Genomic DNA, 18,990 nt, shown 5'->3' with positions numbered 1-18,990 from the left:
CAGGGCCTGGGAGTAAAGATCGTTATCGGTTATGCTGGATCTTTTTTTAATCTCGCTAAAAGACTATTATCAAGGGTCTTGCTAGAACAGAGAGGCAATGTTCTGGGGTTGAGTAACATTAGGAGGTCAGCATCATGGCTGAAAAGCACAATTGGCAACTAAATGGAACCTATTTTGAGACGTGCAATTGCGAAACCGCCTGCCCTTGTGTATGGTTCAATCCCCCGAGTGAAGGCGACTGCAAACTCTTTATTGCTTGGCATATTGATACGGGACACTTTAATGACATCCCACTAGAGGATCTCAACGTGGGGCTCGCCTGTTTTTCTCCGGGGCATATGAAAGATGGGAATTGGCAGGTTGCCTTGTATCTGGACGAACGCGCCAATCAGGCGCAGCAGGAGGCTTTGACCACCATTTATGGGGGCAAAGTCGGCGGCCACTTAGCGGTTTTAATGTCCTTTGTCGGTGAAGTGCTGGGGGTTAAAACGGTGCCCATGGAATATAAAGAAGAAGGCAAAAAGCGTAGCCTGGTCATCCCCCATATTGCAGCCGCGGAGATTGAAGCCATTGAAGGCACCAGTGGTCGAGAGGCGACCATTACCAACCCCCCCCTGTGCGTCGTCCCTTCCCATCCTGCGGTCGTGGCCCGCTCAAAAAAATATACCTATCAGGATTTCACCTTTAATTGGGAAATTTCCGATAGGAATGGCTACTTTTCACCCTTTACCTATCAGCCTTGATGAGTACCCTCCAGCCTCACAGTGCATTCCCTGCAGCCCCCTTTGCTCGCATTTATTTTGGCTGCCGCTAACCTTGACTTTATAGATGAGAACTATCGCCTACTTTATTACTCCTCACGGTTTTGGCCATGGGGCACGAGCCTGTGCGGTAATGAATGCCCTACAGGAGATTGCTCCCCAAATCCAATTCGACATTTACACCCAAGTTCCCCTCTGGTTTTTCCAAGACTCCCTATCAACGCATTTCAACTATCATCCCCTATTAACCGATATTGGATTGGTACAGGCCTCACCTTTACATGAAGACCTCAAACAGACGCTAGAGCGCCTTGATAATTTTCTCCCCTTCGACCCCCTCCTAATGGCTAAACTTGCTCAGCAAATAAATAAAAACCAATGTGAACTCATCATTTGCGACATTGCCCCCTTGGGAATCGCAGTGGCTAAGGAAACGGGAATACCGGCGGTGCTGGTTGAAAACTTTACCTGGGATTGGATTTACGAAGGCTACCTTGACCAAGTCCCCGAAATCCAAAAACATATTGATTTTACTAAAGGCTTATTTGAAGGGGTGGACTATCATATTCAAACGCAGCCCCTATGCCACCCTATTCCCGCTGACCTGACCACCCAGCCCGTTTCCCGAAAAGCCAGACTGGCTAAGGAAGCAGTCCGGAGCAAGCTAGGACTCCCCCAAGACGCCTCAGTCATTTTGATCAGCATGGGGGGCATCCCCCCTCAGCACTATCCCTTTTTAGCACAAATGGCGACCTGGCAAGAGATGTTTTTCGTCATTCCCGGGGCAAGCGAGAGTCTGCAGCGTCATGAAAACCTAGTGCTTTTGCCCCATCATTCCGAATTTTTTCATCCCGACCTGATCCAAGCCGCTGATCTGGTAGTGGGGAAATTAGGCTATAGCACCCTGGCCGAAGCTTACTGGGCTGGTATCCCTTTTGGCTATGTCACTCGAACCCGCTTTCGGGAATCGGAGATTCTAGGCCAATTCGTAGAGCAAGAGATGGGCGGTTTTGCCATGAGCGAAACCCAATTTGAAACGGGCGATTGGATTTCCCTATTGCCCCCTTATCTGGAATTAGCTCCTCGAAAACATACCGGCCCCAATGGCGCGGACCAAATAGCACGTTTTATTCTCTCTCTCCCATCATAATTTCTGGACATTTTCAATTGTAAAATGTCCTACTGTGTAGAACGGATTTTAACCCTTGTCCACAAAATGCCCACATTATTAGGCAGCCTTAGCGTGCAGTTTTATCCCCAGGGCTTTAATCACTTTCAATACCGTAGCGAATTCCGGATTCCCCTCACTCGACAGCGCCTTATACAAGCTCTCACGCGAAAGCCCGGTTTCACGGGCCAGCTGCGTCATGCCTTTAGCACGGGCGATCACCCCCAGCGCATAGGTAATCAACGCCGGATCGCTCTCTTCAAGACAGGCATTTAGGTAAGACGCCATGTCTTCATCGGTTTTTAGAAATTCAGCGGTGTCGTAAGGAATGGTTTTAAGCGCCATGATCTCATCTCCTAAAGTTGCCGTGCCAAATCTTGCGCGGTTTGAATGTCTTGCGCTTGAGTGCGCTTGTCACCACCAGCCAATAACACCACCACCTGGCCATGCTGCACGAAGTACACCCGGTAGCCGGGGCCGTAATTGACTCGCAACTCAGAAACCCCCTTACTGGCTTTACGTCGCCAGGGTTTCCTCGCCGCAGACGATCTATTCGGGCTTCAATTCAACCCCTGGCGCGATGGTCACGTAATCCAGACAACCATTTAGCGAAATATCTTCTCTGGCGGATTTCAATCATCGCTAAATGTAGCTTATAGGATACAAGCTATCAAGGAGAGTTCAATTGCCAACCGCCCTACTTGCACCCGCTTGGCGTATAGCGGCCACCCCCTCCTTTCCGCTGGTGCTCTGCAAGGCTATCAGGAACTTGATATTTAGCCTAATGCAGGCCCATGAGGTAAACCCATAAACCTTTGCCGAGGTCCTCACCCCGGACGGAAGACTTCCAGAGAGCTCTTTTTCAACCCCATAGCTTTTTAGAAAGCATAAGTTAAGCTACAATATCAGTTACCTACAACAGTTCAGATAGCCGGGGGGCGTCATGAAAGTATTTAAAATACTAGGGTTGGGCCCGAACGAAGATGATAAACGGCTCAAAGAACTCGTAAATAAGTCGTACAAGTCAGTGAAAGTTGTGGGCAGGGGCACAATCAGAATTGACCCCAAAGAAGTCCGCGAAACAGAAGAGTTCAAAAAAGCCCGCAAACAGGCAAAGGCTATAGTTGGGGCTTAAGTAATACTGCTGGGGCAGGATGCTTTTATTACTTATTCTTCCTGTCCTCGTTGCCGGGTTTTTAGCTTGCCACATCCATCCCGTCCACTCCTATAAGTTACACCGATACGAAGGCCAATACCTATACCTCAAAAGTGCTGAGCTGGGGTTAGAGTGTTTCGCCCTGGCCTTTGCTCTGGGCGTATTCTCTCATTATCAACTGCCTAACTCCCTAACCGCAGGCTGTTTTAGTGTCAATATAGCCGTATCCAAACAGCTAGCCAATGCGATGATGGCAATGGGAACAAAGGATGAAGACGAGGCACTGAAGCTAGCTTGGTTTTTTATCCTCTCTGCCCTCACGTTTCTGGCTGCGTTTATTATTAAAATCTGGGCAACTATAAGACTTCGCCTACGTTTCGGGACTTGGGACACAAAAGTATTTGTAATTGGGAAGCTACTTGAGGATAGTCCGCTTGACAACCTTCTCTTCAACTTGTCACTCCAAAGAGACAAGTATGTCATGTTAACAATGAACGATAGAAAGGTTTACGTGGGCAAAGTAATCGACTTAGGCGAACCCACAGAAACGAATGGAATGGATCAGGATATATCGATTATGCCACTCATGAGCGGCTACCGAGAAAAAGACAATCTCAAGGTTGAGTTCACCACTTTCTATGAAGAAGTTGATGCTGATATTTACCTCTCCTTGAGGCAAGAAGCCATCCTATCCGCTACTGAATTTGACTTTACGGCATACCAGAGATGGAACCCTCCGAAGGAAGGTGGCACCCAAAGCGATACGGGATCTACATAAGAAGATCGCGATGGGTGAGGCGATAGACCTCACCGAGTACAAGAAACAGCTTGGCTTGGGCGTATGATAGAAAGATCCAGATGATGCAGAAATGGGGATTAAAGTGTGACTCATGAATCGGGTATTGCCGCAAGCCCGCAAAAAGTGCGGGGGTGTACAAATAACTGTGTAACTGGTGATCTGTAATTAACAACTCAGAAGGGTCAAGTTTCGGTGTTTGCCGGGTAGAAAGGTTGTAAGCGGTGTTATACTCCACATCCACTACCGCTAAGGTGGAGATCTCCAAGCCCTTATGCGGCTTGCTGTGCTGGCTGTGGTAGAACTTATCTAAGCCGTAGGTGTGCTTGCCGCTTTTCTCACTGAAGCTGCAATCCAATGTCGCAATCAAACCCTTGAATCAATTGGTTACAAAAACTGTCCGAAGTATTGTTCAATGGCAAGACGAAAAAAAATTAATCCTCTCCATATTTTTCTCATTTTTTGGCGATTAGGACGCCACCATCCCCTTGCTTTACTATTGCTGGTGCTGGCAAGCGGGGGCTGGTATGGCTATGAAATTTATTATGCCCGCCCCCAGATGGTCTACATGGGGATTCCCGAAGCCCATGATTGGAAGCACCCCTTTACCTGGACCCGAATTTTTCGCAATGAGGGCTTTATGGTGGGTTATTCGGACCTCCGGGGCAATCCCCTCTGGGTCAGTTATCCCCTCAAACCGGTCCCCGATAACGCCCCTTACCATGAACGCCCCCAACGGTTCAGTGCCGACTGGCGCAATTTGACCCATATCACCCATGGGGACTACACCCATAGTGGCTACGACCGCGGCCATATGGCGCCCAACTATGCTATCAGCCGTCTGTACGGTAAAACCGCCCAGCTAGATACTTTTCTCATGACCAATATCACCCCTCAAAAACCCAACCTAAACCAAAAATTTTGGCAACGTTTGGAAGAAGTGGAAATTGATTACTTCGCCAAGCAGTTTGGCACGGTTTGGGTGTTCACCGGCCCGATTTTCGATCCTGAAATTGAGCGACTTAAATCCTCATACCGGGTGGAAATACCTGATGCTTTTTACAAGATCTACCTGGCTCCCCCTGCCAAAAAGGAACAAGCGCCGAAAACACTCGCCTTTATCGTGCCGCAACAGGTACGGGGTCAAGAGCCTTTAGATCGTTTCCTGGTCAGTGTTGATGAGGTGGAGGAGCGAACGGGCTTTGATTTTTTCCATAAGCTGGAGGATACCCTGGAAGAAAAATTAGAAGCCTTTATTGACCCCATCCCCTGGAAACTGAAGGCGGTTGCCCGACTACCCGCCCGTTATTAGGCTTTTCCGACTCAAGGGCGGGAACTGACTTCGGCTTCATCAAGGACACGATAGCGTCTTGGGTCAAGTTCATACTCCCGTAATTTCATATACACCGCCCTTGAGGTTAAATCCATAGAAGCGGCGACTTCCTTCACATCTCCCTGAAAACGCCTCAGCGCTTGCTCGATGAACCCCCGTTCCGCCTGGGCAACCGCCTGCTTCTTGATCTCTTTCCAATGGCGAGGGAATGATTCAGTCACCGCTTCCTTTAAATCTATAGCCGTCAGCTCACAGCCTTGAGTAAACAACAAACTCCGTTCCAAGACATTTTCCAGTTCGCGGACATTGCCCGGCCAGTCATAACCCCGTAACTTTGCCATTACCGCCATGCTAACGGTATCCACTTGTTTATTGTATTTTTTATTAAGGCGGTCCAGGATTAATTGAATTAAGGGGGGTAAATCCTCAGGGCGCTCCCGTAGCGGTGGAATAACCAAGCCGACTACATTAATACGATAATAGAGATCTTTACGAAATTGTCCGGTACGCACCAGGGTCTCTAAATTGCAATTGGTCGCGGTAATAATACGAACATCCACCGCTAAAGTGCGCTGTCCCCCCACCCGTTCCAACTCGCTTTCCTGGAGGACACGCAGTAAGCGGGTTTGGGCAGCAGGTGATAAAGAGTCCACTTCATCCAGAAATAAAGTCCCCCCTTCTGCTCTCTCAAAGAAACCCTGGTGTACCTCCACTGCTCCGGTAAATGCTCCGCGTTCATGGCCAAATAAAGCACTTTCAATCAAACTTTCAGGTATCGCCCCGCAATTGACCGCGACAAAGGGTTGATTGCAACGGGTGCTCATGGCATGAATAGCTCGGGCGACCAGCTCTTTGCCTACCCCCGTCTCCCCCTCGAGGAGAACAGTAGCAGGCGTGGGAGAGATGGTCTCTATCGCTTGCAATACCTTTTGCATCGCTGGAGATTGGGCCACGATAAAGGGATGTTTTTGGCGTTTCTTCGCCGATTGCCAGTTCCCCATCTGATACCAGATCTGATGCATCCTCTCTTCTATGCGGGCTTGGAGAGCGCTAATTTCCTGCTTCTCTTCAGGGCAAAAGGAAGGACGATGATATTCAATTCCCTCATGGTCTTGGGCGGCCTCGGGATGGGTATAAACACAGACATCACAGCCTGCCCCCTGGAGGGCGATGCATTGTTTGATTTCAACCTTGGCATAACCAAAATTACGAGCAGCAATGCCACCAAAAACACTAGAAGTCATACGACAAAGTTCCGGAAAATTCCTCACGCCTTCCCCGAAGGGACAGCGGGTATTGACTACCCTCACCCCATGCTGATCACTGGACGCAAGAGAAAAATTGCCACCAATCTTATTTTTTAAGCCAATAATCAGATCCGCATAAGCTTCCCGATCAAGGGGCTCCATCTTCTCGTATTGCTCCCGATAAGCTTCCTCGAAAAAGCGCCCAGCACTATGGCCAATACGCTCAATGAGCACTTCTCGGCGATCTTTGCTGACCTGCTCGAAGGCCTGCATCAACTCAATCACAAAAGTCTGGAGGAACATAGTAGGGGTCAGGCTGGAAAATTTGATATTCGGCATGCAAACCTCGCTTACTGAAATCGTCACTATCGCATTTGCCGTTTAACTTAGATCTCTCATATTGTGAAAAATTATTTCTCAAATTGAAATATATTTTCACAATTATGACGAGCATATTCTGTAACCATTTGTAAAACATAGAAATTATATTTCTTACGATCATGGCGCAAAATTTGCTTCTATTGGTTGACTAGGGTGGATTAAAGCATTCATCCGCAATCGCCAAAATTGCTGAGTGAGGTATTTAGTTATGATTGAAGAAAGACCCCCTTTAGATCCCCATCCCTTGAGCGACTATGTGGCTTGGGCCGGCAATCGAAACAAAGAACCTATTTTGGAAGTTTTAAAGGAGAAATTCCCGGAGACAGAAAGCCATGTGCTGGAGTTCGCCAGTGGCAGCGGCATGCACATCAACTTTTTTGCGCCCCATTTTAGGAATGTCCGCTTCCATCCCTCCGACAAAGATGAAGAGACTTTTGAAAACATCAAAAAGCTTAGGGACGAAAACCACAATACCAATGTGGAGGAACCGGTCAAATTAGACTTGACTCTGCCGGAAACTTGGTCGAATCCTAAGGGTCAGCTTTTCGATGCCATTTACTGCATCAATATCTTCCAGGTGGCACCTATTTCTATTGCTGATGGAATGATGCAATGTGCATCAAAGCTACTAAAGGATAAGGGTTTTCTCCTAATTTATGGCCCTTTTCAAGTGGCAGGGACTTTCAGTACCGCCTCTAATGAGGAATTCCATAATACGCTGCGCTCCGTCGGTGTAGAAGAATGGGGGCTTAAAGATATCACTGATCTCAATCGAGCGGCGGAAGCCCACGGCCTTATCCTGAAAGAAAGAATTAGTATGCCCGCTAATAACTTTTGCCTAATCTATGGCAAAGCATAAAAAGCATTAAGAGGAAAAAAAGATGAGCGAAATCCTAACAGAAGTATTGGCAGCCAATGAGGCTTATGCGGCAAACTTTGGCGACAAAGCCAACTTACCCATGCCCCCCGGCCGCCATTTTGCCATCTTGACCTGTATGGATGCCCGTTTAGACCCTGCAAAATATGCCGGTTTGGCAGAAGGCGATGCCCACGTGATCCGTAATGCCGGGGGACGGGCGAGTGATGATGCCATCCGTTCCCTGGTGATTTCTTATAAGCTCCTAGGCACCCGGGAATGGTTCGTGATCCATCATACCGACTGTGGTATGGAAACATTTACCAATGAAATCATGAACGACCTATTGTCTAGTAGCCTCAAGACTGCCACCCTTGATGGCAATGGCTGGCATGATACCGGACCGGGACCAGGGAGTCCGGAAGGCAAATACATCAACTGGCTCACTATCAAAGATCAGGCCCAAAGCGTGCTCGAAGATGTAAAGCGCATCCGTCATCATCCCTTGGTCCCTGCGAATATTCCCATTTACGGTTACATCTATGATGTTAAAACCGGCAAACTCATGGAAGTACCCGAGGCAACGACTGCGGGCAAGGTAGACTAAACCATGATGGATGAGAGGAGAGCAGCCGTAGTGGTCGGGGTTGGCGCCAGTTCAGGGTTGGGGGCAGCCCTGGCAAGGCGCTTTGCCCAGGAAGGGTTACAGGTCTTTATAGCCGGTCTGACCAAAGGAAAATTGGCGGCTGTGGAAAAAGAAATTCGCAGCACCGGCGGCCACGCCAAAGCGATCGTCACTGATGCTACAGTGGAAAAAGAGGTAACCGAGCTGTTCAATAAGGTCGCCTCGGCAGGTTTCCCCCTAGAAATTGTCGCCTATAACGTGGGGGCCAATGTTCCCGCTCCCCTCTTGGAAACCAGCACTGAACTCTTCCAAACCCTTTGGCAACAAAATTGTCTAGGGGGTTTCTTAGTAGGGCGGGAAGCCATCAAACACATGGTTCCCCAAAAACGGGGGACTCTGTTATTTACCGGCGCGACCGCTTCCCTACGCGCCAGACCCCCCTTTACCGCCTTTGCCTCTGCCAAAGCCAGCCTCCGCGCCCTGGCCCAAAGCATGGCGCGGGAATTTGGGCCACAAGGGATTCATGTGATTCATGCGGTGATCGATGGGGCCATTGAAGGCGAACAGGCGAAAAGCCGTTTCCCTGAATTAGTCCAACAAAAAGGGGAAGCCGGGTTGGTGAAACCTGAAGCCATTGCCGATACCTATTGGGCCCTGCACTGTCAACACCCTAGCGCTTGGACCCACGAAATCGATCTACGACCCTTCAAAGAGCCCTTTTAAATTTGTTCAAAAAACAGCAACTCAATATCTTACTTTCCCTGGGGGCTTTGAGCCTAGCCGCCTGGGGTTATCTCCTCTATGCCCAACAGCGCATGGCCACCCCGTTGGCGTCGACGCCCTGGATGCCTGATACCACCCCCCTTCCCTGGTCTCCCATGGATTTCGCCATGGTTTACAGCATGTGGGCCATCATGATGGCGGCCATGATGATTCCCGCCGCCATCCCAATGGTGCTAATGCTCACCAGAGTCTATCGTCAGTGGGCACCTGGAAGCCGCAATACCAGTAAAATATTTATTTTTGTCTTCAGTTACTTGCTGATGTGGCTGCTGTTTAGCCTGGTTGCAACCCTGGTCCAGTGGGGATTAGATACCCAATCCGCACTTTCTCCCCAAATGGCTGTGCAAGATCATATTTTAGCCGGGGGAATTCTGATTCTTTCCGGCGCCTATCAATTTAGCCGTCAGAAAGAAGCCTGCCTGAGCAAATGCCGCACACCACTGGGGTTTATTTTGACTGAATGGCAGGAAGGAGGCCGTGGTGCAGCCAGGATGGGCGTCCGCCATGGCTTGATCTGCATTGGCTGCTGCTGGGCCCAGATGCTGGTCATGTTTGTGGTTGGGGTGATGAATGTGCTGTGGATGGGGATTATTGCCCTACTGGTCACTGCTGAAAAAATTTTACCCTGTAACCCCTCCCTCATTCGGGCGCTAGGAGGAAGTTTTTTGTTAGGGTGGGGCGTGATGTTAATTGCCACTTCTTAAAGACGAAATTCCAGCGCCACTAAACCATCGTAATTTCCATCCGGCGCCAACTGATAATCACTTATCCCTTGGCGGGCCGCAAACACATTATCCTCGTACCAAAGGGGGACATAGGGCAATTGCTGCAGGAGGCGGACCTGTAATTGGCGGTAAACATTCGCTTGCTGACTTAAATTTCCTGCCTTCTCCGCCTGCTCAATCAGAAAGTCACTTTGCGGATCCTCAAAATGACCCCGATTTGCCCCTTGGGGCGGGACCGATTCGCTATGAAAAATATACTCAAAAGCATCCGGGAGCTTAACGCCGACCCAGGAGAGGCTATACATCTGGAAACGCCCGGCCTTAATATCGCCGTAAAAGGTTCCCCAATCATAGCTTTGCACTTCCACCTCAATACCCACTTGCCGCAACTGATGCTGAATGATGGTCGCCAAACGAACCCGAAAGGGATCACTAGAAGTCTTATAGCTGATGTGGGCTGGAGAGTGGGCATCAAAACCGGCCTCCCTCAGCAGCTCTCGGGCCCGCATCGGGTCATAAGGGTATTCGGGTAAAGCCGGGTGCCCCGCCCAATGTTCGGGAGGCAACAAAGCCTGAGCCGGTCGAGCCGTGCCTTTAAAAACATAACGGATGATCTCTTGACGATCCAAGGCATGGGCGATGGCCAAACGCACCTGGGGATGGCCCGTTACCGGATCATTGAGGTTAAACCCCAGATAAGTAAACGTACTTCCCTGTTCCCGTTGCAGCGAGATCTCTTTCCTGTCCTCCAAGTAAGCCACCAATTCCTTGGGGAGATCGTTTTGCAGCATGTGGATCTCACTGCGGAGTAATTTCAATACCCGCACCGTGGGATCGGGCACATGGAGAAACTCAAACCGTTGTCCATCCCGTCGCCGCCGGAGTACCAGCCGACCCTCTTCCGGCCATTTTTCAAAACGAAAGGGACCACTTCCCACGGGGGCGCGATTCAAGGGGTGGCCTGCGGCTAACAGAGAGGCAGGGGCTATCCCCAAGGTAAGCCGTCCTGGAAACAAGGGATCAGGTGCTGTCAAGACAAATTCAATGATTTCCGGATTCGGTGCCTTAATTGACTGCACCTTCTCTAGGGATGCAAGTAAGGGGGAGCCATTGCCCGGATCGAGCACCGAAGAATAGGTGGCCTTCACGTCACGGGCGCTAAGCTTGCTACCATCGTGAAAAAGGGGGCGATCGGGCCGCAACCGGAACCGGTATCGGGTTGGAGAAAGTCGCTGCCAATCAGCCAAAACAGGGATAGGCTTGCCGCTAGCATCCAAATCCACAAGAGGCTGGTATAGGAGGCGAATAAGGCGTGCTGAGGTGGCGTCCGTGGCATAACGGGGGTCAAGGGTGAGAGGCGAAGTCGCCAGACCAAAGCGTAACGTATCTCTATCGTCAGGACCAGTGCCACAGCCTGCAAGCAAAGCCAGGATGATCAGCAAACCCACCAATTCGCCGGGAGCGAATCGGGACCTCCGAAGGATGCCCTTTATAGGGCGCGCGCCAGGGAAGGCGCGCCTCACCGATTCGCCGGGAGCGAATCGGGACCTCTGGAGGAGGCCCCCAGGGGGTGCGCCAGGGAAGGCGCGCCTCAAGGTTCGCCACCACCGAGCTGCCTTTTTCATTTTTATCAGGGAGATAATGATCCAAAAAGTATTTTATTGATAAGGATCTTTATATCCATGACAATTAACAAAAAACCATTGAGGCTTTTCTTGGTCTAGGCGCAGGGCCACCAGCTGTCCTCCCCAGACACATCCCCCATCTACTGCAAAAACAGCCCCGTCATAAGCCCCCACTTCCAAGGTGGCCCAATGGCCAAACACAATGCGCTCTCCCTGGCTGGCCCGGTTAGGCACCTTAAACCAGGGCATTAAGCCCTCCGCCTGGGTCCCTGGGGATTCTTTAAATTTTAGAAAAAACCGTCCCTCAGCGTCACAATAGCGCAACCGGGTCAAACAGTTACTGATGGCCCGCAGGCGCTCCCAACCTTGCAGATCCTCCCTCCATTGCTCTGGTTTATTGCCATACATATGGGCGAGGAAATCCCGCCAGTTCGGGCCCTGCAATATCGCTTCTAATTCTCTGGCGCAAGCCTCTGCCGTGGCAATATCCCATTGGGGGGGCAACCCCGCGTGAATAAGTGTTACCCCTAAGGTGGGATCTCGATATAACAAGGGACGATGGCGCAACCATGTCAGGAGTTCCTCTCGGTCTGGTGCTTCAAGAATAGGGGCAAAAGTATCTTTCGAGCGGAGGGGTTGGAATCCGGCAGCCACTGCCAGCAAATGGAGGTCATGGTTTCCTAGCACGGTGATAGCCCGATTCCCCAGGCCGTAAACAAAACGTAGGACTTCTAGTGACTTCGGTCCCCGGTTGACCAAATCACCCGCAATCCAGAGCCGATCTTCGCTGACATTAAAACGAATTCGCTCCAATAGCCGCTGCAATTCATCATAGCATCCCTGAATATCACCAATTGCGTATATAGCCATATATTGAATGGGTTATATGAATTTCATAAAAAAACACATTATATTTCACAAGTAATTAATTGTTATTAAAAATATTTATAAATTGTAGCACTCAAGGAAATTGGTATTAGTGCAGGCAGCCTGGTACCGCCAAGGTGAAGGCGGCAATCTCGGCATCGAACGCTACCCCATCTTCCCCGATCATGCCATAACGGCCTTGCATAGTGCCTACCGGGGTCTCAATCATCGCCCCACTGGTATAACAAAACTGGTCGCCCGGCTTGAGATAAGGCTGCTCTCCGACCACGCCTTGACCGTGAACCTCTCGCACCTGGCCTTCACCGTCAGTAATTACCCAATGCCGATTCAACAACTTAACAGGGATATTTCCTTGATTGTGAATAGTGATGGTATAGGCGAATACATAACGAGCTGAGCTGGGATCCGATTGTTCTTCAACAAAAGCCGTCTCCACCTCTATTACGATTTTGTAAGACTTAGATTCTTCCATAAAGCAGATTTTATCTGAGGCACCACCCACTCTCATGATTTCTCATTAGCCAATCTCGCGGCAACTCGCGAGGCTCCCCACAACCCGACTTTGGGCTCCAATATGACCTTGACCGGAATCTGTCGCAACAGCTGGGATAGCCGTCCTTTGCTCAGAAAGGCCTCCATGAACCCCCCCGCCTGCAAACACTCAATTATCTTGGGAGCAATACCACCAGCGACGAAAAGCCCCCCCCGCGGTAAACAAGTCAGGGCCAAATTACCCGCTTGTGCGCCATAGATCCGAGCCAACAAATCCAATGCTCGGCCCGCTAAAGGGTCCCGACGCTCCAGGGCAAAACGACTGATAGCCGCCGCCGGATCGCCCTCCTCTAGTGCCTTTTTTAAGGCCAGATCTTCAGTCTCGCCACTGGTTTCCTTAAGGAAACGGTAGAGAGTCACCAGCCCACTGCCGGACAACAGACGCTCATAGGAAACATGTTCTAGATGACGAGAAAGATAACCCAGCAAGGCAATCTGAAGTTCTCCTCGGGGGGCAAAGTCTACATGACCTCCTTCGGTAGGTAAAACCTGATAGTGACCTGCTTGCTCTTGCCACACCAGGAGTGCCTGCCCAAGCCCGGTCCCGGCACCAATCACCGCCTGGGGAGCGGCATACTCCGGGACTCCCGCCTGGAGCACGGCAAAATCAGCCGGTTTTAAGGATTCAATCCCATAACCAATAGCCTGGAAATCATTGATTAAGGTCACTTGAGGCAACCCGAAACCCTTTTGCAAACATTCCTCCTCCAACCGCCAGGAGAGATTGGTAACCTCCGCCGTGCCTTTTGCCACCGGTCCTGCCACTGCAAAGCAAGCGCCTGCCAGGTTACTGACAATATCGCCCACCTCCGTCAAGAATTCTTGCAAAAGGACATCGAAGCTCGGATAACCACTGCTATGGTAGCGCCGCTCCGCGAGAACCTGCGGGGTCTCCTCCGTCCAACGGGTCACCTGGAGCAGGGTCTTGGTTCCCCCCAGATCAGCCGCCAATACTTTCATGTGCTCATCTCCCACTCACGAGCCGCATCCTCATCCAAATACCAGTGAACCTCCCCTTGAGCCCGCAAACGTTGCACCGGAAATTCGCCACCTTCCGTTTCAGTCAATAAGCGGGCCACCACCGGCGCCTTATCCACCCCGGTCACAAGGAATAGAAGCCGTCGGGCTCTTTCCAGGGCAGGGTAAGTCATGCTAATACGCCAAGCCCCCAATTTCTCCACATAAACAGCGGCCACCAAACGATCCCGCACCGTCAATATGGAGGTCTCGGGAAACAGGGAGGCGGTGTGACCATCAGCGCCTACCCCCAATAATATCAAGTCAAGACTTCCTCCCGCCGGCAAGTGGGACTGCAACACTTGAGCATAATCGGCCGCCGTCGACTGGGGCTCCGGGAGTTCGGTCCGTACTCTTAAGATCTGCTTGGGGGGAATAACCACCAAATCGAGCAATGCCTCCCGGGCCATGCGGTAGTTACTGTCTGGATGATCCTTGGGGACATGGCGCTCATCCCCAAAATAGACATAAACCCGGCTCCAGTCCACTTGGCTCTTATAAGGCTCCTTTGCCAGCAATTGGTACAAACCTTTTGGGGTATTTCCTCCAGCCAGAGCGACATGGAAAGCCCCCGCCTCTTCGATGGCGACCTGGGCTATTTTTCCCCAATATGCTGCCGCGCCATGATAGAGCGCGGTCGCGGTTGGAAAAACCTGGATTTTATTCCTATCAATCATCTCCTCAATCCCGGCGGCGCAAATGCAACCGCGGTTTAAGCAACTCTACTTGCTCCCAGACCTTTCACCTCGACCTACCACCAGGCTATTCGCCATTATCCATTCTGACAATCTCCACTTTTATTTGTTTAAACAGGGCGACAAGTGCGCCTAATGCCAGCAACATGGGAGTAAAAAGTAGCAATATCCCACCCACCACCGCCCCCGCCGTCAGTGGAACTTCCATGAAAATATGGCCATTAGGTTTGCGAATAATTAAACGGCGTAGATTCCCCTTTTTTACCAGTTTCTTGATGAACCCTAAAGCTTCCTCATATTTTTCCTGGGTTTTATCCACGGGGGGTCGGTCTATATTTTTCTCGGATTGCTCTTCCATCTCACCACCCTATCATCAGTTAATTACGCTTATAGCTTACTATAAGAGAGAATAACAGTTAGGGCGAGGGGAGAAAGAGACCGAGATGAGCCGTAATTCTGCCCGTCTAGCAATACGGCTCATTTTTGCATTTTGAGTTTCGATCATCATTCATCCATAGTTAAGACACGGAGCGTAAAGTGGCCACTCAACCTGAAGTAATAGCCACTTAAGGAGTCACCCATGAGCATAAGAAAATGGATATTCATCACCACCATTTTGAGCTTGACCGGTACAGGGATAGTGCAAGCCGATGAGGTCGGCCCAGACCAAGCAATGCAACTCCTGCAAGAGGGCAAAATCCAGTCCTTTAAAAAACTCAATGAAGCTGCCCTCGCCAAACATCCCGGCGCTACCGTGGAAGAAACCGAACTAGAAAAAGAGTACGGCGGCTATGTCTACACGGTAGAATTGCAAGATACCCAAGGGACCCAATGGGAGGTGGAATTGGACCCGGCAAGCGGTGATGTTATCCGTGATCGGCAAGAAGATTAATCGCTTCTGGGCGGCTTCGGCCGCCCTCATCTTATTGCTGTCCGGAGCATCGCTAAAAGCATTGGATTTAAGCCATGACGAAGCGCTGCGCCTGCGGCAAAGCGGCGCTATCCTGCCCTTTGAACAGATCCTGGCGCGGGCACTTGAGCATTACCCCGGCGCACAACTGCTGGAATCGGAGCTGGAACGGGAAGACGGTCTCTACGTCTATGAACTGGAAATATTGACCCCCACTGGCGTAGTCCATGAGCTTGAAATCAATGCCAGCAATGGCCTGCTCATTGAAGACGACATAGACGACTGATGCGCCTGTTACTGGTGGAAGACAATATAGCCCTAGCCGATGAACTATTACCCCTGTTTAAGGGCCATGGCTATGCGGTGGATTGGCGGGTGGATGGCCGGGATGCGCTGCTGGCTGCCCACGATGATCCTTATGATTTAGTAATTCTGGATCTAGGCCTGCCAGGTTTAGACGGTCTCCAAGTATTGCAGCGCTGGCGCGCTGAGGGACTAACTTTGCCGGTGTTGATTCTTACCGCCCGGGATGCTTGGGCGGAGCGTCTAGAAGGTCTACGCGCTGGTGCTGATGATTACCTGAGCAAACCCTTCCATCCCGATGAGTTACTGCTGCGAGTACAAGCCGTGTTACGGCGCAGCCATGGTGCGGTCAACAGCCCCCGGCTAGAAGTCGGGGGGCTGGCCCTGGATGAAGACCGGCAAAGCATCTGGCGGGGCGATCAGGAATACGAACTGACCCGCGGTGAATTCCGTTTGTTACGTTGCTTCATGCTGCACCCAGGCAAACTGCTTAGCCGCATGCAGTTGAACGAGCACCTTTACGATGGTGAAAGCGAGCGGGATAGCAATGTGCTGGAAGTCCATATCAATCGGCTACGCCGCAAATTGGGTCACCAAGTGATTGAAACTCGCCGGGGCCAAGGTTACCGATTCCAAGGATGACCCCCGTGAATTCCATGGGCCGTCAATTGGGGATGAGTTTATTTATCAGCCTGCTGGTGCCCGGCGTGCTGGCGGGACAAACCGCCATCTGGTGGCTAGATCAACGACAGCGGGCCACACTCGCCACCAACCTACGGCAGGAAACCGTCAGCGTGCTGGCGGCATTAAGCCCTGGTGCCAACGGCGTACGTCTGGAACGCCAAGCCCTCGACCCAGCCTACCGTCGCCCCTTGTCCGGCCGCTATTTCCTGGTCATCACCCCGCAAGCACGGTGGCGCTCCCGCTCCCTGTGGGATACCCAGCTAGAGGCCCCCCTGCAAGAAGGACTCAGCGCCACGCTGGTGGAAGGACCCCGCAAGCAAAAGCTGTTGCGCTATCGGGCTCACTATCAGATGGACGGCCAACTCATCATCGTGGTGGTCGCCCAGGATTATGCGCCGCAACTGGAGGACTTCACCCGCCTCAAAACCGGCGGCCTCGTGGCTTGGATCCTGTTACTGGCGGTGCTGGCCGCAGTGCAGCAAGGGCTGATCCGGCGAGGGCTTCGTCCACTTCGCCAGGTGCGCAGGCAACTCAAGCAATTCCGCCAAGGGCAGCGTACCACCCTGGATAAAAACGTGGTGCGGGAATTGAAACCCCTGGTGGAAGAAGTCAATCGACTCCAAGAGGATACCGAGCGGCAATTGCGCCGTTCCCGCCATGCCCTAGGGGACTTGGGCCATGGCTTGAAAACCCCGCTAGCGGTCATGAAAAACCAGTGCCGCACCCAATTGCTCGCCCTCTCCCCCGTTCTCGCAGACAGCCTTAATAAGCAACTATCGCAGATAGAAGCCAATATCAAGCGAGCCTTGGGACGCGCCCGCATTGCTGCCGGGGCGACACCTGCAAACCGCTTTACACCCGCCGAAGACGTGCCCCTATTAGTACATACGTTGGAACGGGCCCATGACCGTGATCTGAACCTTAAAATCGAAGGCAGTCTACCACCAGCATTGCCGCTGGAGCGGGAGGACATGCTAGAAATTCTCGGCAATCTGCTGGATAACGCCTACAAATGGGCCCATCAAACCGTTATCTTGTCGTTGCAGCGTCAGTCCGCTGCGCTGATTATCAGCGTGACGGATGATGGTCCAGGAATCGCACCGTCACAGCGGCAAGCGGTATTGGCGCGAGGCCAACGCCTGGATCAGCAAGTGCCTGGCCACGGGCTAGGCTTAGATATTGTCAACGATATGGTAGAGGCTTACGGGGGCGAATTATCGTTGGACGGCAATCCAGGGGGAGGCTTGCAGGTGCAAGTGCGCTTGCCGCTCCCCCCTCCCAGGGGGTAAATATCAGGCTGTTAGGGATGCGCTATTGCCAAAAACTCTACCACAAGCAGTTATTGCTCCGGCGCATTAGGCGGCAGAGAAAGGGCTGGCACCGAAGCATAATAGCGGGCAACGTCGCGTATTTGCTCCTCGGTCAGCTGGTGGGCGGTGGGGTGCATGAGCCGAACATAGGGCGTTCCACCGCGATGTTCTTTGGCGAAGAGCTTGAGCTGCGAGACGAGATACTGGAAATACTGGCCAGCGAGCACGGGATAGTAAGGGTTACGAGAGATAGTGCTGGGACCGTGGCAATCTACACAGGAGGGGATGCGCTCACTTGGAATTCCTTGCTTCGCAATGATCTCGCCTCGCGCAATAGCCCCTGCCAGCCCTTCCCCAGGCGGCGTGGGGACATAGGGGGGTAAATTGCCGTAGTATCGCGCGAGCACGCGTCTCTGCTCAGGGCTCAGTTCCGTGGCGATGGGTTCCATCATCCCGCTATGGCGGTCTCCCCGCGCATACGCACTCAGCGAGGCATAAAGGTAGGGGATATGCTGTCCCGCCAGCCGAGGAAACGCGCCGACACCACGCCCGAGGCCATCCATGCCGTGGCAACGCCCACAGTTTTCCATCACCACCGACGGCACTTCCTTGGTTTGCTTGCCATCACGGGCGGGGACTTCTCCCCGGATAAGTTTTTCGTACTGCTCCCCAGTCAACTTCGGCAGCACCCGCAGAAATGCCACCATGGCCCATACTTCGTCGTCCCGTTGCGGTGCCGGCCAAGCCGGCATGCCCGTGAACTTGACCCCATGCTTGACAATATAAAAAAGCCCCCCAGACTCCCACTTCGGCAGAGCCGATGGGAGGTAGGGCGGAGGTGGAGTCATCTGCCCTGGGATAGGCGGATGGCGCAAACCAGGACGGCCATGACAGAAACGGCAACCGGTTTCGTAGTGACCCGCCCCTTGCAGTACCAAAGCTGGATCGGCAATCTCCGGCACCTTGATGCCCATACTGTGAGTAGCGATGGAACGATTCATGGAGAAACTCAGGAACCAGTACGTGAGGGCCCAATGGCCAGAACTCGCCTTAATGGGAATAATGCCGGAAGCAGCCACCAGCACCCCCCCAACGGCGAGCAAGGCGAGAAAAACAATGATGGTGCGCAGCCGCCTCATGTCTCCTCCTGGCGCTTATCCACTGGGTCACTTAAC

Annotated in this window: 25 protein-coding genes; 13 read left to right on the top strand and 12 right to left on the bottom strand. The window is 51.8% G+C overall.

The genetic code is table 11. From position 1 onward, the window contains the following. The first annotated feature begins 134 nt into the window (after positions 1 to 134). A complete protein-coding gene (locus tag NHAL_RS14875; RefSeq protein ID WP_013033970.1) occupies positions 135 to 743 on the top strand; it encodes a DUF1326 domain-containing protein in 609 nt (202 codons plus the stop codon). A gap of 85 nt (positions 744 to 828) precedes the next feature. Further along, positions 829 to 1,911 carry a glycosyltransferase family 28 protein gene (locus NHAL_RS14870; protein WP_013033969.1) on the top strand — a complete coding sequence of 361 codons (1,083 nt, stop codon included), beginning with the start codon at positions 829 to 831 and terminating at the stop codon, positions 1,909 to 1,911. Positions 1,912 to 1,989: 78 nt separating this feature from the next. Here NHAL_RS14870 and NHAL_RS14865 read toward each other — a convergent pair whose 3' ends face one another. Next, positions 1,990 to 2,274: an addiction module antidote protein gene (locus NHAL_RS14865; RefSeq protein WP_013033968.1), complete on the bottom strand. Its 285-nt coding sequence runs from the start codon at positions 2,272 to 2,274 to the stop codon at positions 1,990 to 1,992. A gap of 11 nt (positions 2,275 to 2,285) precedes the next feature. After that, the gene (locus NHAL_RS14860; RefSeq protein ID WP_476703500.1) at positions 2,286 to 2,423 is read right to left on the bottom strand and encodes a type II toxin-antitoxin system RelE/ParE family toxin; all 138 of its coding nucleotides are present in this window, start codon (positions 2,421 to 2,423) and stop codon (positions 2,286 to 2,288) included. Between the two features lie 449 nt (positions 2,424 to 2,872). On the opposite strand from NHAL_RS14860, the gene NHAL_RS14855 reads away from it, so the two are divergent. Both NHAL_RS14855 and NHAL_RS14850 read left to right on the top strand, forming a co-directional pair. Continuing rightward, positions 2,873 to 3,064, top strand: a complete 192-nt coding sequence (locus NHAL_RS14855) for a hypothetical protein (RefSeq protein WP_013033967.1) — start codon at positions 2,873 to 2,875, stop codon at positions 3,062 to 3,064. A gap of 19 nt (positions 3,065 to 3,083) precedes the next feature. After that, positions 3,084 to 3,863, top strand: a complete 780-nt coding sequence (locus tag NHAL_RS14850; protein WP_013033966.1) for a hypothetical protein — start codon at positions 3,084 to 3,086, stop codon at positions 3,861 to 3,863. Here NHAL_RS14850 and NHAL_RS14845 read toward each other — a convergent pair. Beyond that, entirely contained in the window at positions 3,856 to 4,251 is a 396-nt protein-coding gene (locus NHAL_RS14845; RefSeq protein WP_157862580.1) for a hypothetical protein, read from the bottom strand. The genes NHAL_RS14850 and NHAL_RS14845 overlap by 8 nt on opposite strands. 45 nt (positions 4,252 to 4,296) lie before the next feature. Between NHAL_RS14845 and NHAL_RS14840 the strand changes: the two genes are divergently transcribed. Then, positions 4,297 to 5,193, top strand: a complete 897-nt coding sequence (locus NHAL_RS14840) for a DNA/RNA non-specific endonuclease (protein ID WP_013033965.1) — start codon at positions 4,297 to 4,299, stop codon at positions 5,191 to 5,193. An 11-nt stretch (positions 5,194 to 5,204) separates the two neighbouring features. Here NHAL_RS14840 and NHAL_RS14835 read toward each other — a convergent pair whose 3' ends face one another. Next, positions 5,205 to 6,800: a sigma 54-interacting transcriptional regulator gene (locus NHAL_RS14835; protein ID WP_013033964.1), complete on the bottom strand. Its 1,596-nt coding sequence runs from the start codon at positions 6,798 to 6,800 to the stop codon at positions 5,205 to 5,207. Positions 6,801 to 7,050: 250 nt separating this feature from the next. Here NHAL_RS14835 and NHAL_RS14830 point away from each other — a divergent pair, with 250 nt between their 5' ends. Genes NHAL_RS14830 through NHAL_RS14815 form a run of 4 tightly spaced genes read left to right on the top strand, consistent with a single transcriptional unit; the run spans position 7,051 to position 9,810 of the window. Further along, on the top strand, positions 7,051 to 7,701 hold the full coding sequence (locus tag NHAL_RS14830) for a DUF938 domain-containing protein (RefSeq protein ID WP_013033963.1): 651 nt from the start codon (positions 7,051 to 7,053) through the stop codon (positions 7,699 to 7,701). A gap of 22 nt (positions 7,702 to 7,723) precedes the next feature. Continuing rightward, positions 7,724 to 8,305 carry a beta-class carbonic anhydrase gene (locus tag NHAL_RS14825; RefSeq protein ID WP_013033962.1) on the top strand — a complete coding sequence of 194 codons (582 nt, stop codon included), beginning with the start codon at positions 7,724 to 7,726 and terminating at the stop codon, positions 8,303 to 8,305. A gap of 3 nt (positions 8,306 to 8,308) precedes the next feature. Further along, positions 8,309 to 9,046, top strand: coding sequence for an SDR family NAD(P)-dependent oxidoreductase (locus NHAL_RS14820; protein ID WP_013033961.1), 738 nt, complete (start codon positions 8,309 to 8,311; stop codon positions 9,044 to 9,046). 2 nt (positions 9,047 to 9,048) lie between these two features. Further along, entirely contained in the window at positions 9,049 to 9,810 is a 762-nt protein-coding gene (locus NHAL_RS14815; RefSeq protein ID WP_013033960.1) for a DUF2182 domain-containing protein, read from the top strand. On the opposite strand, the gene NHAL_RS14810 is transcribed toward NHAL_RS14815, so the two are convergent. From NHAL_RS14810 to NHAL_RS14785, 7 genes are all read right to left on the bottom strand, one after another. Further along, complete coding sequence (locus tag NHAL_RS14810; RefSeq protein WP_238985366.1) at positions 9,807 to 11,279, bottom strand: ABC transporter substrate-binding protein; 1,473 nt, start codon at positions 11,277 to 11,279, stop codon at positions 9,807 to 9,809. The genes NHAL_RS14815 and NHAL_RS14810 overlap by 4 nt on opposite strands. Then, positions 11,227 to 11,436: a hypothetical protein gene (locus NHAL_RS22030; RefSeq protein WP_238985365.1), complete on the bottom strand. Its 210-nt coding sequence runs from the start codon at positions 11,434 to 11,436 to the stop codon at positions 11,227 to 11,229. Before NHAL_RS22030 ends, NHAL_RS14810 begins: the two co-directional genes overlap by 53 nt. A gap of 53 nt (positions 11,437 to 11,489) precedes the next feature. Next, on the bottom strand, positions 11,490 to 12,326 hold the full coding sequence (locus tag NHAL_RS14805; protein ID WP_013033958.1) for a symmetrical bis(5'-nucleosyl)-tetraphosphatase: 837 nt from the start codon (positions 12,324 to 12,326) through the stop codon (positions 11,490 to 11,492). Between the two features lie 106 nt (positions 12,327 to 12,432). Then, positions 12,433 to 12,816, bottom strand: coding sequence for a Co2+/Mg2+ efflux protein ApaG (gene apaG, locus NHAL_RS14800; RefSeq protein WP_041355827.1), 384 nt, complete (start codon positions 12,814 to 12,816; stop codon positions 12,433 to 12,435). 32 nt (positions 12,817 to 12,848) lie between these two features. Continuing rightward, positions 12,849 to 13,856, bottom strand: coding sequence for a glucokinase (locus NHAL_RS14795; RefSeq protein WP_013033956.1), 1,008 nt, complete (start codon positions 13,854 to 13,856; stop codon positions 12,849 to 12,851). Further along, on the bottom strand, positions 13,853 to 14,590 hold the full coding sequence (gene pgl / locus NHAL_RS14790) for a 6-phosphogluconolactonase (RefSeq protein WP_013033955.1): 738 nt from the start codon (positions 14,588 to 14,590) through the stop codon (positions 13,853 to 13,855). The genes NHAL_RS14795 and pgl overlap by 4 nt, the downstream gene beginning before the upstream one ends. Positions 14,591 to 14,675: 85 nt before the next feature. Continuing rightward, positions 14,676 to 14,966 (bottom strand): DUF4342 domain-containing protein, encoded by a 291-nt coding sequence (locus NHAL_RS14785; RefSeq protein ID WP_013033954.1) that lies wholly within the window; start codon positions 14,964 to 14,966, stop codon positions 14,676 to 14,678. A 222-nt stretch (positions 14,967 to 15,188) separates the two neighbouring features. Between NHAL_RS14785 and NHAL_RS14780 the strand changes: the two genes are divergently transcribed. Genes NHAL_RS14780 through NHAL_RS14765 form a run of 4 tightly spaced genes read left to right on the top strand, consistent with a single transcriptional unit; the run spans position 15,189 to position 17,794 of the window. Next, the gene (locus NHAL_RS14780) at positions 15,189 to 15,500 is read left to right on the top strand and encodes a PepSY domain-containing protein (protein WP_013033953.1); all 312 of its coding nucleotides are present in this window, start codon (positions 15,189 to 15,191) and stop codon (positions 15,498 to 15,500) included. Then, positions 15,472 to 15,804 (top strand): PepSY domain-containing protein, encoded by a 333-nt coding sequence (locus tag NHAL_RS14775; protein WP_013033952.1) that lies wholly within the window; start codon positions 15,472 to 15,474, stop codon positions 15,802 to 15,804. The genes NHAL_RS14780 and NHAL_RS14775 overlap by 29 nt, the downstream gene beginning before the upstream one ends. After that, on the top strand, positions 15,804 to 16,463 hold the full coding sequence (locus NHAL_RS14770) for a response regulator transcription factor (protein WP_013033951.1): 660 nt from the start codon (positions 15,804 to 15,806) through the stop codon (positions 16,461 to 16,463). Before NHAL_RS14775 ends, NHAL_RS14770 begins: the two co-directional genes overlap by 1 nt. After that, on the top strand, positions 16,460 to 17,794 hold the full coding sequence (locus NHAL_RS14765; protein ID WP_013033950.1) for an ATP-binding protein: 1,335 nt from the start codon (positions 16,460 to 16,462) through the stop codon (positions 17,792 to 17,794). The genes NHAL_RS14770 and NHAL_RS14765 overlap by 4 nt, the downstream gene beginning before the upstream one ends. A gap of 50 nt (positions 17,795 to 17,844) precedes the next feature. Here NHAL_RS14765 and NHAL_RS14760 read toward each other — a convergent pair whose 3' ends face one another. Beyond that, complete coding sequence (locus NHAL_RS14760) at positions 17,845 to 18,954, bottom strand: c-type cytochrome (RefSeq protein WP_013033949.1); 1,110 nt, start codon at positions 18,952 to 18,954, stop codon at positions 17,845 to 17,847. Positions 18,955 to 18,990: the final 36 nt, after the last annotated feature.

It is taken from the genome of Nitrosococcus halophilus Nc 4, assembly GCF_000024725.1.
GTDB lineage: Bacteria > Pseudomonadota > Gammaproteobacteria > Nitrosococcales > Nitrosococcaceae > Nitrosococcus > Nitrosococcus halophilus.
The sequence above is the reverse complement of the archived record's forward strand: the minus strand, read 5'-3'. Positions and strand labels throughout refer to the sequence as shown.